Consider the following 15,928-nt stretch of genomic DNA (forward strand, 5'->3'; position numbering starts at 1 on the left):
GGTTGAGCGGCCTTCCGTAGGGCCTGCTCAGCCTGCAGATGACGGGCGGATCTCGGTCCACTCGGCGAACTTAGGCCGGCGGCCGTCACCGGAAGAGCGCCGCGTCACTCGGCGCTTGATCCACGGGCCGACATGCCGTCGGTAATACGCGGCGGTGCTGAGCGGTTCCTCTTCCGGCACCTCGCGAGCATGCCACCACTCCTCCGGAGCTCCGGCGCCGACGGCGTCGAGAACTCGTGCGGCGACGCGGTGATGACCGTTCGCGTTCATGTGCAAGCGGTCCTCCGCCCAGTACTCGGGCCTGCTGAGCTCGCGATCGGGCCAGTTCAGAGCCTGCAGCACGTCGTGGCGATCCTGGATCCTGCGGAGCACCGCGGCGGACAGCTCGTCGCCCCTCCGCTGGATGAGCGACGTCAGCGGCAACTGCGCCGAGGGGTTCGCGCCGGAAAGCACGATGAGGATGGCCCCGGCCTCGTCGCATCGGCGCAGCACACGCGTGAATGCGTCGGCGATGTGCTCGATGTCCGCCTTCGGGCGCAGCATGTCGTTGCCGCCGGCGTTGAAGGACAGGTGCGTCGGCTTCAAGGCGAGGGCGGGCTCGAGCTGCTCCTCCACCACCGGCCAGGCCAGGCGCCCGCGGATCGCGAGGTTCGCGTACGAGATCGGCTCGCCGATCGCCTCGGCCCACCCCATCGCCGCGAGATCGGCCCAGCCTCGGACAGTACCGTCGGGCAGTTCGTCACCGACAYCCTCGCTGAAGGAGTCTCCGATGGCGACGTAGCGGACAGCACTCATCCCCTCAGCCTACGACGACACCAGCACACCATCAGTCCTCCGCGAGCAGCTTCCGCACCCGCGGGATCACCTCGGTGCCGTAGAGCTCGATGCTGCGCATGAGTGCCTCATGCGACGTCGTGCCAGTGGCGTACTTGAGGTCGAAACGGCCGAGGCCGAGGGTCCGGACCGTGTCGGCGATCTTGGCGGCGACGCGGGCCGGCGATCCGGCGTACACGGCGCCTTCCGGCCCCACCTCGTTCTGGAACTGGGCCCGGCTGTACCCCGTGCCCCAGCCGCGCTCCGCCCCGATCGTGTTACGCATGGTCTCGAACCCCGGGTAGGCGGTGGACCAGGCTTCCTCGTCGGTGTCCGCAACGTGCCCCGGTGAGTGCACGGCCACCGGGAGCGCCGGATTCCCGAAGGCATCGACCGAGCGGTGATACAGATCGACGAACGAGCGGAATCGCGCAGCCGGTCCTCCGATGATCGCCAGCATGAGCCCGAGGCCATGACGAGCGACGCGCACGACCGACTCCGGCGATCCGCCGACGCCCACCCAGGTGCGCATGCCGTTCGCGGTCTTCGGGAACACCTCCGCATTCTCGAGCGGCGGGCGGACCGTCCCCTGCCAGTTCACGGGCGTCTCTTTGAGCAGCTCGACGAACAGCTCGAGCTTCTCCTCGAAGAGGCGGTCGTAGTCGCGCAGATCGAAGCCGAACAGCGGGAAGGACTCCGTGAACGAGCCGCGTCCCAGCACCACCTCGGCGCGGCCGCCGGAGAGCGCGTCGAGCGTTGCGAAGCGCTCGTACACGCGCACGGGATCGTCCGAGCTCAGCACGGTCACGGCGGTTCCCAGGCGGAGGCGCTCGGTGCGTGAGGCGATCGCCGCCAGCACCATCTCCGGGCTCGACACCGCGAAGTCTCGTCGGTGGTGCTCCCCGACGCCGAAGAAGTCGACCCCTACGCGATCGGCGAGAGCCGCCTCCTCCACGATGTTGCGGATGGTCTGCGCCGCGCTGAGCGTGTTCCCCTCCGCATCGACCGTGATGTCGCCGAACGTGTCCAGTCCGAACTCGATCTCCATGCCGGGCCCCTTTCTATTCACCTGAATGAACTAAGAAGGGGCCGCGGACATTCCCGCGACCCCTTCTCAGGCTCTGACAGGCGCTCAGTCCACCTGGAACACGCTACGAAGCGTGTCCAGTCCGACGCCGCCCATGTCGAGCGCGCGCTTGTGGAACGCCTTGATGTCGAAGGCGTCGCCCTCGCGCGCCTTGACAGCGTCGCGGACCTGTTCCCAGATGCGCTGGCCGACCTTGTACGACGGTGCCTGTCCCGGCCAGCCGAGGTAGCGGTTGACCTCGAACTGCCGGAACTCGTCGGACATGTTCACGTTGCGGCGCATCATGTCGAGCGCGTAGTCGTGGTCCCACACGCCTTCGCCGTCCAGGCGCGGCTTGCCGAGGTGCACGCCGATGTCGAGCACCACACGCAGAGCGCGCATGCGCTGCCCGTCCAGCATGCCGAGGCGGTCAGCGGGATCGTCGAGGTATCCGAGCTGCTCCATGAGGCGCTCGGCGTAGAGAGCCCAGCCCTCGGCATGGCCCGAGGTGCCGGCGAGCACGCGCCGCCAAGTGTTCAGTTCGGCGCGGTTGTACGTGGCCTGCGCGATCTGCAGGTGATGGCCCGGCACACCCTCGTGATAGACGGTCGTGAGCTCGCGCCAGGTGTCGAACTCCGTCACGCCCTCCGGAACCGACCACCACATGCGGCCAGGGCGGGAGAAGTCGTCGGTCGGGCCCGTGTAGTAGATCCCGCCTTCCTGGGTCGGCGCGATCATGCACTCGAGCTCGCGGATCTGCTCGGGGATGTCGAAGTGCGAGGCGCCGAGTTCGGCGATGGCCCGGTCGCTGGTCTCCTGCATCCAGCGCTGCAGCGCCTCCGTGCCCACGAGCTTGCGCGCGGGATCCGCCTCCAGATGTGCGACGGCCTCCTCGACCGTGGACCCGGGCAGGATCTCGTTCGCGATGGCGGTCTGCTCGGCCACCATGCGGGCGAGTTCTTCACGGCCCCACTCGTACGTCTCGTCGATGTCGATCGTGGCGCCGAGGAACCGGCGCGAGGCAAGGGCGTACAGCTCGCGCCCCACAGCGTCCTGATCACCTGCGACGGGTGCGAGCTCCGCACTGAGGAACGAGCGCAGTCCGTCGTAGGCGACGCGGGCGGCGGCGGAGCGGTCGGCGAGGTCGCGGGCGAGGCTCGCGGGCAGCTGTCCCTCGTCGGTCGCGGCATCGGCGACGAATGCGGCGAAGAAGCCGTCGTCCGCGGTGTAACGGGCGATCTGCGTCGCGACCTCGACGACCTGGCGCCGCGCAGGCACGACGCCCTTCGCGATGCCCTCTCGGAGCGTCTCGACATAGCCCTCCAGTGCGGCGGGGACCGCACCGAGGCGTTCGGCGATGACGCTCCAGTCGTCGGCCGTTGCCGTCGGCATGAGATCGAAGGCCTGGCGCACGTCCTGCGCGGCGGAAGCGATGACGTTGAGGTCGCGGAGGTGCCACTGCGCATCGTGCTGCTCGATCGAGAGCCGGAGCTCGGAGGAGAGATCCGTCTTGGTGACGCGGTCGATCTCGTCGACGGGCTCCTGCGCGTCGAGCTCCGCAAGAACACGGCGGGTCTCCGCGATCGCGTGCTCGTGTCCGGCGGGGCTGAAGTCGTCGAGCCGGCCGTTGACCTCGTTGCGGCCGATGTAGGTGCCGAGGATCGGCGAGAGCTCGGCGAGAGTGTCGACCCAGCCTTCCGCGATCTGATCGATGGTGGACGGCGTGCGCGTCGTGGGCTGCTCTGCGGTCATCCCCTGAGYCTATCCATGGAACAGGCCCCGCTCCATGGAACGACGCGTCCCCGAAGGGCGGGTCCTGAAGCGAGGCCCATCACGGCTCGACGTGTCAGTGCGCTGCCTCGTTCCAGTCGCCGCCGCGGCCGACCTGCACGTCGAGCGGAACTGACAACTCGGCTGCCCCGCCCATGCGCTCGCGCACGATGCGCTCTGTCGCGTCCCACTCCCCCGGAGCGACCTCGACCACGAGTTCGTCGTGGATCTGCAGCAGCACCCTCGACGCGAGACCCTCGTCGACGAGATCCGCGTGGATCCGGAACAGCGCGATCTTCATGATGTCGGCGGCGCTGCCCTGGATGGGGGCGTTGAGCGCCGCGCGCTCGGCGTTCTCGCGGAGCACGCGGTTGGGGCTGACGAGATCGGGGAAAGGACGACGGCGTCCGAAGATCGTCTCGGTGTAGCCGACCTCCTTCGCCGCGAGCACGGAGGCACGCAGGTAGTCGCGCACGGCGCCGAAACGGGCGAAGTACTCCATCATGAGCTGCTTCGCCTCGGACTGCTCGATGCGCAGCTGCTTGGACAGGCCGAAGGCGCTGAGCCCGTAGACCAGGCCGTAGGACATCGCCTTGACCTTGGTGCGCATGGCGGACGTGACCTCCTCCGGCTCGACGCCGAAGACGCGCGCGCCCACGAAACGGTGCAGGTCCTCCCCCGAATTGAAGGCCTCGATGAGGCCCTCGTCACCGGAGAGGTGCGCCATGATGCGCATCTCGATCTGCGAGTAGTCCGCGGTGAGGAGGGTTTCGTAGCCCTCTCCGACCTGGAAGGCGCTGCGGATCCGCCGGGACTCCTCGGTGCGTACCGGGATGTTCTGGAGGTTGGGGTCTGTGCTGCTCAGTCGGCCGGTCTGACTGCCCGTCTGCACGTAGGTCGTGTGGACACGGTGATCGGCGCGGATCGCCGTGTCGAGCGACTCGATGATCTGCCGGAGCTTCGTGGCCTCGCGGTGCTGCAGCAGCAGATCGAGGAACGGATGCGGGTTGCTCTCCTGCAGATCGGCGAGCACGGCCGCGTCGGTCGAGTAGCCGGTCTTGGTCTTGCGCGTCTTCGGCAGCTCGAGCTGCTCGAACAGCACCTCCTGCAGCTGCTTGGGCGAGCCGAGGTTCACCTCGCGCTCGATGATCGCGAAGGACTCCTCGGCGATACGGCTCGCGCGCTCCCCCAGCTCCTGCGAGAAGCCGGAGAGGATCTCGTGCGAGACCGCGACGCCCGCGAGCTCCATGTCGGCGAGCGTGATGAGGGTCGGCAGCTCGATCTCGCGGAGCACCCGATCGACGCTCTCCGGCACATCCGCACGGAGAGCAGTGGCGACGCGCGCCGCGAACCAGGCGATCTGCGCGGGCGAGGCGCCCTCGGTCTCGGGCACGAGCTGAGTCGGATCCGCCTCGGGGAGCTTCTCGCCCAGGTAGCGGTCCACGAGATCCGCGAGCGTCTTGTCGGGGTAGCTCGGACGCAGCAGCCAGCCGGCGAGGTTGGTGTCGTAGGCCAGTCCGCCGACACGCACGCCCGCGGTGTGCAGTGCCTTCACCTGCGGCTTCGCGTCGTGGAGGATCTTCGGCGCGTCCGACGCGAGCCAGTCCGCCAGGGCGGCCTGCACCTGCGGGGACCACGAAAGCTCGACCAGATCGTCGCCGTGCGCGAGCCCCACGCGCTGCGRCAGACCGCCGGCGCTGGTCACCTCGACCGCGACATCACCGGTGGCGGTCTTCAGCCAGGTGGCGACGCCCTCCGCCGCGAGCTCGGCTGCGGCGGGGACGGCGACCGTGGCGACGTGCTCCTCTTCGGGAGCGTCCTCGCCGACGGCCTCGAAGACGCGTGGCAGCAGCGTGCGGAATTCGAGGCGCGCGAAGATGTCGCGCACGGCCTGCGCGTCCATCGGGCGCGTCTCGAGGTCGGCGGGGCCGACCGGGAGTTCCACGTCCTGCAGGAGGCGGTTCAGCCTGCGGTTCCGGCGGACGTCCTCGATGTGCTCACGCAGGTTTCCGCCCACGACGCCCTTGATCTCGCCCGATCGCTCGAGCAGCTCGTCGAGCGATCCGAACTGGGTGAGCCACTTCACGGCGGTCTTCTCACCCACCTTCGGCACGCCGGGCAGGTTGTCGCTGGTCTCGCCCACGAGCGCGGCGATGTCGGGATACTGCTCGGGCCGCACGCCGTACCGCTCCTGCACGGCGATCGGGTCGTACCGCTTGAGCTGCGAGACGCCCTGCACATTCGGGTAGAGCAGGGTGACCTGGTCGTTCACGAGCTGGATCGTGTCGCGGTCGCCGGAGACGACGAGGACGTCGAAGCCCTGCGCCGAGCCCTGGGCGGAGAGCGTCGCGAGGATATCGTCGGCCTCGATGCCCTCCTTCGTGAGCACAGGGATCGACATCGCCGCGAGGCAGTCCTGAAGCAGCGGGATCTGCCCGCGGAACTCCGACGGCGTCTCCGAGCGCGTGGCCTTGTACTCCGGGTATTCGTCGGTGCGGAACGAGTGCCGCGAGGTGTCGAAGGCGATCGCCAAGTGGGTCGGGCGCTCCGCCTTGATGAGGTTCACCAGCATCGACAGGAAGCCGTAGATGGCGTTCGTGTGCTGGTTGTCCTTCGTGGTGAAGTTATCGACCGGAAGGGCGAAGAAGGCCCGGTATGCGAGCGAATGGCCGTCGACGACCATGAGGGTAGGCTTTGCGGAGTCCGTCACGACTTCCAGCCTAACGACCCCGGCGGACATCGAATCGAGGAGGACCCGCGTGAGCGAGCAGGTCGACGCGAGCACCGCGCGGAAGAGCCCCGGACTGGAGTGGGCGATCGAGCGCGGCATGGGTGCTCTCGCCGAGAAGATGGGCCTGAGCTGGCTCGAGTTCTCGGTGGATCGCTGCGTCGCCACGATGCCCGTCGAGGGCAACACGCAGCCGGTCGGCCTCATGCACGGCGGCGCTTACGTGGTGCTCGGCGAGTCCCTGGGCTCGATGGCGGCGAACCTGCACGCCGGGCCGGGGCGGCTCGCGGTGGGCGTCGACATCAACGCCACCCACACGCGCTCCGCGACGAGCGGCGTCGTCACCGGCGTGTGCACGCCGATCCACCTCGGCCGCAGCGTCACCGTGCACGAGATCGCCGTCAGCGACGATCAGGGCCGACGTTGCTCGACCATCCGCATCACGAACATGATCAAGGATCTGCCCGGCGCCTGACCTGTCAGGCGCCGCTCCCGGGAGCGTCTTCCAGGATCCGCTGGAAGAGCACGTGGTCCTGCCATTCCCCTGCGATGCGCAGGTAGCGCGGAGCGGACCCGATCCGCGTGAAACCGGTCGCCCGCAGCACGCGCTGCGAGGCCTCGTTGTGCACGAGCGTCGCCGCCTGGACGCGATGGAGTCCGAAGTCGTCGCGCGCGAGCGCGCAGACCGTGTCCACTGCTCGGCGCATGAGGCCTCGGCCCGCGAGCCCCCGGTCGATCCAGTAGCCGAGATGCGCGCTCCAGAGCGCGCCGCGGACGATGTCGCTGAGGTTCACCCGCCCGACGATGCGGCGCTCACCGTCTGCGAGCACGTATGAGGCGCTGCGACCGTCCACGACGGCCCTCAGCGCCTCGGCGATCAGCTGGTGCTGACGTGCGGCGGTGAAGAACTCCTCGGAGCGCAGCGGCTCCCACGGCTCGAGGTGCGCGCGGTTGCGGGTGTACGCCGCCGCGAGTTCCTCGCCGTCGCCGGCCAGAAGCGGACGGAACAGGATCCCGTCGCCGAGATCCACGCCGCTACTTCTTCGGAGCCAGCTGCTCGATGATCGCCTTCGCCACGTCCTGCATCGTGAGGCGACGGTCCATCGACGCCTTCTGGATCCAGCGGAACGCCTCGGGCTCCGAGAGGCCCATCTTCTCGTTCAACAGCCCCTTGGCGCGGTCGACGAGCTTGCGGGTCTCGAAGCGCTCGACCATGTCGGCGACCTCGGCCTCGAGCGTGATGATCTGCTCGTGGCGCGCGAGGGCGATCTCGATCGCCGGCAGGAGGTCGTTCGGGGTGAACGGCTTGACCACGTAGGCCAGCGCGCCGGCCTCGCTCGCGCGCTCGACGAGCTCCTTCTGGCTGAAGGCGGTGAGCAGCACGACGGGGGCGATGTTGCCCTTGTGCAGCTTCTCGGCGGCGCTGATGCCATCCAGCTGGGGCATCTTCACGTCCATGATGACGAGGTCGGGGCGCAGTTCGGTGGCCAGCTGCACCGCGGTCTCTCCGTCGCCGGCCTCACCGACCACGTCGAAGCCGTTGTCGCGGAGGATCTCGACGATGTCGAGGCGGATCAGCGACTCGTCCTCGGCGACGACGACGCGTCGCGGAGCGGACGAGGCGGGCTGCTCAGGCTGCTGCTCTTCAGTCACGGATCCATCCTACTGGACTGGAGTTTCGGATCTTGTGAACCACGGGTGCTGCGGGCGTTGCGGAACGGCCTGGCGGCCGCCCCGCAACGCTCTTGGTGCCGGCGGTGGGACTCGAACCCACACGTCCTTTCGGACAAAGCATTTTGAGTGCTCCGCGTCTGCCATTCCGCCACGCCGGCCCGGATCGACTGTAGCGCACCCGGAGACACGACGAGGGCCGGTCCCCTCGGGGAACCGGCCCTCGTGCGCGCGTCCTACTTGACCTGGTAGGCCGGAGCGGCACCCTGAACGGTGTCGCCGACCCGGTGGATGCGCAGGTCGTTCGTGGATCCGATGATCCCGGGAGGGGATCCGGAGATGACCACGACCTTGTCGCCCACCTCTGCCAGGCCGGATCCGAGCAGGTGCTCGTCGACCTGGTGGAACATCATGTCGGTGTGCGGCACGAAGTTCACGAGGCTCGTGCGGACACCCCAGGTGACGGCCAGGCGGCGGCGGATGGCCGGGTCAGGCGTGTACGCGAGCATCGGGATGCGCGAGCGCAGCCGCGACAGGCGTCGCGCCGAATCGCCGGACTGCGTGAACACGCAGAGGTACTTCGCCTCGACGAACTCGGCGACCTCGAGGGCGGCGAGCGTGATGGCTCCGCCCTGGGTGCGCGGCTTCGTGGTCAGCGGGTGGATGCGCTCGAGCCCGTGGTCCTCGGTGGACTCGATGATCCGCGCCATGGTCTCGACGACGATGACGGGGTACTCCCCCACGCTGGTCTCGCCGGAGAGCATGACGGCGTCGGCGCCGTCGAGGACGGCGTTGGCGACGTCCGAGGTCTCGGCGCGCGTCGGTACCGGGCTGGAGATCATCGACTCGAGCATCTGGGTCGCCACGATGACGGGCTTCGCCATGCGGCGCGCGAGTTCGACGGCCCGCTTCTGCACGATCGGGACGGCCTCCAGAGGCAACTCCACGCCGAGGTCGCCGCGGGCGACCATGATGCCGTCGAACGCGTCGACGATGCTCTCGAGGTTGTCCACGGCCTGCGGCTTCTCGATCTTCGCGATGACCGGGACGCGAACGCCCTCCTCGGCCATGATCTCGTGCACGCGGGTGACGTCGGTCGCATCGCGGACGAACGACAGTGCGATGAGGTCGGCGCCGATGCGCAGACCCCAGCGGAGGTCGTCCTCGTCCTTCTCGCTCAGCGCGGGGACGCTGACGGCGACGCCCGGCAGGTTGATGCCCTTGTTGTTGGACACCGCGCCGGCCACGATCACGCGGGTGGTGACGACGGTGCCGTCGGTCTCCTCGACCTCGACGCGGACCTTGCCGTCGTCGATGAGCAGGAAGTCGCCCGGCTTGACGTCCTGCGGGAGGCCCTTGAAGGTCGTCCCGCAGATCTCCTTGTTGCCGAGGATGTCCTCGGTCGTGATCTTGAAGATGTCGCCGACGGCGAGCTCGTAGGGACCGGCCTCGAACTTGCCGAGACGGATCTTCGGGCCCTGCAGGTCGACGAGGACGGCGACCGCACGGCCGGAGTCCTCCGCGGCGCGGCGGACGTTGGCGTAGTTGTTCTCGTGCACGGAGTAGTCCCCGTGGCTGAGGTTCAGTCGGGCGACGTCGACGCCCGCATCGATGAGGGCCCGCACTGTCTCATACGTCGAGGTTGCGGGGCCGAGTGTGGCCACGATTTTGGCACGTCTCAATGCGTTCTCCGATAAATGTCAGGGGGATGGAATAAAGGGCCACGCTGCCGGGCCCAGCCTACGCGGGCTAGACGCCGATCGCGACATCCGACGGGCGGACCGGAGCAGGCAGCACGGTCTGACCCATGAGGTGCCGGTCGACCGCGGCGGCCGCGGCGCGACCTTCGGCGATGGCCCAGACGATGAGGGACTGACCGCGTCCGGCATCGCCGGCCACGAACACGCCGGGGATGGTCGAGGCGTAGTCCTCGTCGCGACGGAAGGCGCCGCGCTCGGTGCGCTGCGGTCCGTCCTCGCCATAGGCCTCGTACTCGGGTCCGGTGAACCCCATCGCGATGAGCACCAGATCCGCCGGGATCTCTCGCTCACTGCCGCTCTTGGGAACCCGTCGCCCGTCCACGAACTCGGTCTCGGCGACGCGCAGTGCGCGCACCTCGCCCGCCTCGTTGCCGAGGAACTCGACGGTGGAGGCGAGGTACTGCCGCTCCCCGCCCTCCTCGTGCGCCGAGGAGACCTCGAACACGGTCGGCATCATCGGCCAGGGCTGGTGCTCCGGGCGATGGTCGGTCGGCTGACGGCCGATCGCGAGGTTCGTCACGCTGAGCGCACCCTGACGGTGTGCCGTGCCGATGCAGTCGGCGCCGGTGTCTCCGCCGCCGATCACGATCACGTGCTTGCCCTCTGCGGTGATCTGGTTCGAGACCGGATCCCCGGCGACCGCCTTGTTCGACTCGACCAGGTACTCCATCGCGAAGTGCACGCCGTCGAGGTCGCGTCCGGGGATCGCGAGCTCGCGGGGCAKGGTAGCCCCTGTCGCGATCACGACGGCGTCGTACCGAGCGCGCAGATCCGCCCAGCTGATATCGGTGCCGATGCTCACTCCCGCGCGGAAACGGGTGCCCTCCTCGGACATCTGCCGCAGGCGCGCGTCGAGGTGCGACTTCTCCATCTTGAAATCGGGGATGCCGTAGCGCAGCAGGCCGCCGATGCGGTCGTCGCGCTCGAAGACCGCCACGGTGTGCCCGGCGCGCGTGAGCTGCTGGGCGGCGGCGAGGCCGGCGGGACCGGATCCGACCACGGCGACGGTCTTGCCGGTGAGGCGGGCCGGCGGCTGCGCCTCGACCCAGCCCGAGGCGAACGCCTCGTCGATGATCGAGACCTCGATCTGCTTGATCGTGACGGCCGGCTGGTTGATGCCCAGCACGCACGCGCTCTCGCACGGCGCAGGGCACAACCGCCCGGTGAACTCCGGGAAGTTGTTCGTCGCGTGCAGGCGGTCGATCGCGGCGCGGCCCTCGCCGCGCCAGGTGAGGTCGTTCCACTCCGGGATGAGGTTGCCCAGCGGGCAGCCCTGGTGGCAGAACGGCACGCCGCAGTCCATGCACCGGCCGGCCTGGCGGCGGAGCACGGCCGAATCACCCGGCTCGTACACCTCCTTCCAGTCCATGATGCGGACCGGGACGGGCCGGCGAGCAGGGAGCTCGCGCTCCGTGACGGTCAGAAAGCCCTTGGGATCAGCCACCGGTCACCTCCAGGATGCGGGTCCAGACGATGGAGCCGTCGGGGTCGATCCCCTCGGCCTCTGCCTCTGCGCGGGTGCGCAGCACGGCGGCGTAGTCGCGCGGCAGGATCTTCGTGAAGGCGGCGGCGAAGTCGTCGTCCGCCAGGATCGACGCGGCGAGCGGGGATCCGGTGCGCTCCACGTGCTGCGCGAGCAACTCGCGGAGTTCCTGCGTGTCCACTTCGTCGAGCGGGAGGAGCTCCAGCTCCCCCGAGCCCAGTGACAGCGGGTTGACGCGCTCGACCTGCAGGTCGTGCACGTACGCGATGCCGCCCGACATGCCGGCACCGAGGTTGCGGCCGGTGCTCCCGAGGATCACCGCGACACCGCCGGTCATGTACTCCAGTGCGTGGTCGCCCACGCCCTCGGCGACCGCGATCGCCCCGGAGTTGCGGACCAGGAAGCGCTCGCCGACAACGCCGGAGATGTGGATCGTGCCGCTCGTCGCGCCGTAGCCGATCACGTTGCCGGCGATCACGTTGCGATGCGGTTCGAACGTCGCATCCCGGTGCGGCCGGATCGCGATCTCACCGCCCGAGAGGCCCTTGCCGACGTAGTCGTTGGCGTCGCCCTCCAGGTCGATCGAGATGCCCCGCGGCAGGAAGGCCCCGAGGGACTGACCCGCGGTGCCGTGCAGAGAGATCCCGATCGTGCCCGCGGGCAGACCCTCGCCCCCGTGCTGCACGGTGACCTCGTGGCCGAGCATGGTCCCGACGGCGCGCTCGGTGTTGCGGATGGGCAGGTCGAAGGAGACCGGCACCGCCTGAGCGATCGCGTCGCGGGCGGCCTCGAGCAGAGGAGCGTCGAAGTGCTTCTCCAGCTCGTGGTCCTGCGCGCGGGCGCTGCGACGCGGTTCGTCGGCGGGGAATGCCGGGCCCTCCAGCACGGGGGCGAGGTCGAGGCCATCCGCCTTCCAGTGCCTGATCGCGGCGTCCGTGCGGAGCAGGTCCGCCCGTCCCACGATCTCTTCGAGGCTGCGGAAGCCGAGCGCGGCGAGATGCTCGCGCACCTCTTCCGCGATGAACTCCATGAAGTTCACGACGAACTCCGGCTTGCCGGTGAACCGTTCGCGCAGCACAGGGTTCTGCGTCGCGACGCCGACCGGGCAGGTGTCCAGGTGGCACACGCGCATCATGATGCAGCCGCTCACCACGAGCGGCGCGGTCGCGAAACCGAACTCCTCCGCGCCCAGCAGCGCACCGATGATCACGTCGCGCCCGGTCTTCAGCTGCCCGTCGACCTGCACCACGACGCGGTCGCGCATGCCGTTGAGCATGAGCGTCTGCTGCGTCTCGGCCAGCCCCAGCTCCCACGGGGTGCCCGCGTGCTTGAGCGAGTTCAGCGGGCTCGCTCCGGTGCCGCCGTCGTGGCCGGAGACCAGGATCACGTCGCTCAGCGCCTTGGCCACGCCCGCGGCGACCGCCCCGATGCCGGACTGGCTCACCAGCTTCGTGTGGATCCGCGCGTCCGGGTTGGCGCGCTTGAGGTCGAAGATCAGCTGCTTGAGGTCCTCGATCGAATAGATGTCGTGGTGCGGCGGCGGCGAGATGAGCCCCACGCCCGGCGTCGCGTGCCTCGTGCGCGCGATCCACGGATACACCTTCTGCGGCGGCAACTGCCCGCCCTCGCCGGGCTTGGCGCCCTGCGCGAGCTTGATCTGGATGTCGTCCGCCTCGGTGAGGTACTGGCTGGTGACGCCGAACCGGCCGGATGCGACCTGCTTGATCGCGCTCCGGCGCTCCGGGTCGACCAGGCGATCCGGGTCCTCACCGCCCTCGCCGGTGTTCGACTTCGCACCGAGACTGTTCATCGCGATCGCGAGCGTCTCGTGCGCCTCCTGCGAGATCGAGCCGTAGCTCATCGCGCCGGTCGAGAACCGCTTCACGATCGACGACACCGACTCGACCTCGTCGATCGGGACGGGGGGACGCTCGCCCGTGCGCAGCTCGAACAGGCCGCGCAGGGTCTTCAGCTCCTTGGCCTGGTCGTCCACGAGCTGGGTGTACTCGCGGAACACGTCATACCGGCGGGTGCGGGTCGAGTGCTGCAGGCGGAACACGGTCTGCGGGTTGAACAGGTGCGGGGAACCGTCGCGGCGCCACTGATACTCGCCGCCCGTCCAGAGGCGCTCGTGCGCGCGCGCCGCCGCGTCTTCGGGATAGGCGAAGTCGTGGCGAGCCTGGTTCTCGGCGAACAGGTCCTCGATGCCGATGCCGCCGAGCTTGGTCTCGGTACCCGTGAAGTACGCGTCGACGAGGTCCTGGCCGAGGCCGACGGCCTCGAACACCTGCGCGCCGGCGTATGAGCCGACCGTGGAGATGCCCATCTTGGACATAATCTTCAGCACGCCCTTGCCGAGCGCGTAGATGAGGTTGCGGACCGCCTTCTCCGGCGTGATGCCGGTGATGTACCCGGTGCGCACGAGGTGCTCGACCGTCTCCATCGCGAGGTAGGGGTTCACGGCGGACGCGCCGTAGCCGATGAGCGTCGCGACGTGGTGCACCTCGCGGACGTCGCCCGCCTCGACGATCAGACCGACCTTCATCCGGTCCTCGCGGCGGATCAGATGGTGATGCACGGCAGACAGCATCAGCAGCGACGGAATCGGGACGAGGTCCTTGTTGGAGTCGCGGTCGCTGAGGATGATCAGCTCCGCGCCGTCCTCGATCGCGGCGTCGACTTCGGCGCACATCTCGTCGAGGCGCTGCGCGAGCGCGTGCGGCCCCACGTCGAAGTGGTAGAGCCCCTTGATCGTCGCGCTGGAGCGCTCGGGGCGCGCCCGGTCGATGTGACGGAGCTTGGCGAGTTCGTCGTTGTCGATGACCGGGAAGTCCAGCACGATCGTGCGGGCGTGGTCGGGTCCCCAGGCCAGGAGGTTGCGCTCGGGTCCGAGGCCGAGCGACAGGTTCGTCACGACCTCCTCGCGGATCGCGTCGAGAGGCGGGTTGGTGACCTGCGCGAACTGCTGCACGAAGTAGTCGAAGAGCAGCCGCGGCCGTTCCGAGAGCACCGCGATCGGCGTGTCGCTGCCCATGGCGCCGAGCGGCTCGGCGCCCGTCTGCCCCATCGGGGTGAGCAGGATCCGCACCTCCTCCTCCGTGTAGCCGAAGGTGCGCTGGCGGCGGGTGATCGACGCGACCGGGTGCACGATGTGCTCGCGCTCGGGGAGGTCGGCGAGGCGCACGCGGCCCTCGTCTAGCCACTCCTGCCACGGGTGCAGAGCCGCGAGGTCGCGCTTGACCTCTTCGTCCTCGACGATCCGGCGCTGCGCGGTGTCGACGACGAACATCGTGCCGGGCTGCAAGCGGCCGCGGCGCTTGATGCGCTCCGGCTCGAACTCGAGGACGCCGGTCTCGCTGCCGATCACGACGAGCCCGTCCGTCGTCTCGGTCCAGCGGCCAGGGCGCAGGCCGTTGCGGTCGAGCGTGGCACCCACGACGGTGCCGTCCGTGAAGATGAGGGCGGCGGGGCCGTCCCACGGCTCCATCTGGTTCGCGTGGTACTCGTAGAACGAGCGCAGTTCGGGATCCAGATCCGTCTGGCGCTCCCAGGCCGCGGGCACCATCATCATCACGGCGTGCGGAAGGCTCCGGCCGGTGAGCGTGAGCAGCTCGAGCACCTCGTCGAACGAGGCCGAGTCGCTCGCGCCGTCGGTGCAGATCGGCAGCAGCGGGCGGATGTCCCCGAGCAGCTCCGACTCGAGCTGGGACTGGCGGGYGCGCATCCAGTTGCGGTTGCCGCCGACGGTGTTGATCTCGCCGTTGTGGGCCAGCATGCGCAGCGGCTGCGCGAGCGGCCAGGACGGGAATGTGTTCGTCGAGTAGCGGGAGTGCACCACCGCGAGCTCGGAGGCGAAGCGCTCGTCCTGGAGGTCGGGGTAGAACGGCTCCAGCTGCAGGGTCGTGACCATGCCCTTGTACCCGAGGGTGCGCGCAGAGAGCGAGACGAAGTAGGCGCCGAGCTCGTGGCCCGCGCGCTTACGCAGCCGGTACGCGACGCGGTCCAAGGCGATCCCGGAGAGGGCCTCGGCACCGCTGGAAGCGGGACGCGAGACGAACAGCTGCTCGAACGCGGGGCGGGCCTCGTCGGCCAGCTTGCCGAGATGCTGGTTCGCGGTGGGGACTTCGCGCCAGCCGAGGACGGTGAGTCCTTCCGCACGGGCGATCTTCTCGATCCCGGCCTTCTGCTCGCGGCGGGTGCGCGAATCGAGCGGGAGGAAGGCGAGTCCTGCGGCGTACTCGCCGACCGGAGGAAGCTCGAAAGAGGTGACGGCCCGCAGGAACGCGTCCGGCATCTGGGTCAGGATCCCGGCCCCGTCGCCGGTACCCGCGTCGGACCCGATGGCGCCGCGGTGCTCCAGGTTGCGCAGCGCCTCCAGGGCGAGCGCGATGATGTCGTGGCCTGGCTCCCCGCGGAGCGTCGCGACCATGGCCAGGCCGCAGGCGTCCTTCTCGAACGCGGGGTTGTACATGCCCTGCTTCGGGGGGTAGGCGCCAGAGGCGCCGTAGGGAGGCTGGAAGTACACCAGTCACCGTCCTCAGATTTCTGATGAACCCGGGGACATCATCGGCCCGCTCGTTCAGTGCGTGATTCCCGGTGGACGTGCGTCCACCGCAGCGAGGCTCCTGTCGGTGCCG

General features: G+C 69.1%; 10 protein-coding genes and 1 tRNA gene. 1 reads left to right on the plus strand and 10 read right to left on the minus strand.

Annotated elements, in window-relative coordinates; translation table 11 throughout:
- Nucleotides 1-27 precede the first annotated feature (27 nt).
- The 4 genes from AC1DG4_RS05110 to polA all read right to left on the minus strand — a co-directional run bounded on the left by AC1DG4_RS05110 (nt 28) and on the right by polA (nt 6,359).
- Nucleotides 28-795 carry an SGNH/GDSL hydrolase family protein gene (locus AC1DG4_RS05110; protein ID WP_477421112.1) on the minus strand — a complete coding sequence of 256 codons (768 nt, stop codon included), beginning with the start codon at nt 793-795 and terminating at the stop codon, nt 28-30.
- A gap of 31 nt (nt 796-826) precedes the next feature.
- Nucleotides 827-1,861 carry an LLM class flavin-dependent oxidoreductase gene (locus AC1DG4_RS05115; protein WP_477381810.1) on the minus strand — a complete coding sequence of 345 codons (1,035 nt, stop codon included), beginning with the start codon at nt 1,859-1,861 and terminating at the stop codon, nt 827-829.
- A gap of 84 nt (nt 1,862-1,945) precedes the next feature.
- Nucleotides 1,946-3,631 (minus strand): DUF885 domain-containing protein, encoded by a 1,686-nt coding sequence (locus tag AC1DG4_RS05120; protein WP_477381809.1) that lies wholly within the window; start codon nt 3,629-3,631, stop codon nt 1,946-1,948.
- Nucleotides 3,632-3,725: 94 nt separating this feature from the next.
- On the minus strand, nt 3,726-6,359 hold the full coding sequence (gene polA / locus AC1DG4_RS05125) for a DNA polymerase I (protein ID WP_477421113.1): 2,634 nt from the start codon (nt 6,357-6,359) through the stop codon (nt 3,726-3,728).
- Between the two features lie 118 nt (nt 6,360-6,477).
- Between polA and AC1DG4_RS05130 the strand changes: the two genes are divergently transcribed.
- Nucleotides 6,478-6,852 carry a hotdog fold thioesterase gene (locus AC1DG4_RS05130; protein WP_477381837.1) on the plus strand — a complete coding sequence of 125 codons (375 nt, stop codon included), beginning with the start codon at nt 6,478-6,480 and terminating at the stop codon, nt 6,850-6,852.
- A 4-nt stretch (nt 6,853-6,856) separates the two neighbouring features.
- On the opposite strand, the gene AC1DG4_RS05135 is transcribed toward AC1DG4_RS05130, so the two are convergent.
- From AC1DG4_RS05135 to gltB, 6 genes are all read right to left on the minus strand, one after another.
- Nucleotides 6,857-7,408 (minus strand): GNAT family N-acetyltransferase, encoded by a 552-nt coding sequence (locus AC1DG4_RS05135; protein ID WP_477381807.1) that lies wholly within the window; start codon nt 7,406-7,408, stop codon nt 6,857-6,859.
- A gap of 4 nt (nt 7,409-7,412) precedes the next feature.
- Nucleotides 7,413-8,030 (minus strand): ANTAR domain-containing response regulator, encoded by a 618-nt coding sequence (locus AC1DG4_RS05140; protein WP_045252013.1) that lies wholly within the window; start codon nt 8,028-8,030, stop codon nt 7,413-7,415.
- A 93-nt stretch (nt 8,031-8,123) separates the two neighbouring features.
- Nucleotides 8,124-8,209 (minus strand) — tRNA-Leu (locus AC1DG4_RS05145).
- 75 nt (nt 8,210-8,284) lie between these two features.
- On the minus strand, nt 8,285-9,730 hold the full coding sequence (gene pyk / locus AC1DG4_RS05150; protein ID WP_477381806.1) for a pyruvate kinase: 1,446 nt from the start codon (nt 9,728-9,730) through the stop codon (nt 8,285-8,287).
- A gap of 67 nt (nt 9,731-9,797) precedes the next feature.
- Entirely contained in the window at nt 9,798-11,252 is a 1,455-nt protein-coding gene (locus tag AC1DG4_RS05155) for a glutamate synthase subunit beta (protein WP_477421114.1), read from the minus strand.
- Nucleotides 11,245-15,762 carry a glutamate synthase large subunit gene (gene gltB, locus AC1DG4_RS05160; RefSeq protein ID WP_477421124.1) on the minus strand — a complete coding sequence of 1,506 codons (4,518 nt, stop codon included), beginning with the start codon at nt 15,760-15,762 and terminating at the stop codon, nt 11,245-11,247. Before gltB ends, AC1DG4_RS05155 begins: the two co-directional genes overlap by 8 nt.
- Between the last annotated feature and the right edge of the window lie 166 nt (nt 15,763-15,928).

Source organism: Microbacterium sp. 05N427 (assembly GCF_056397105.1).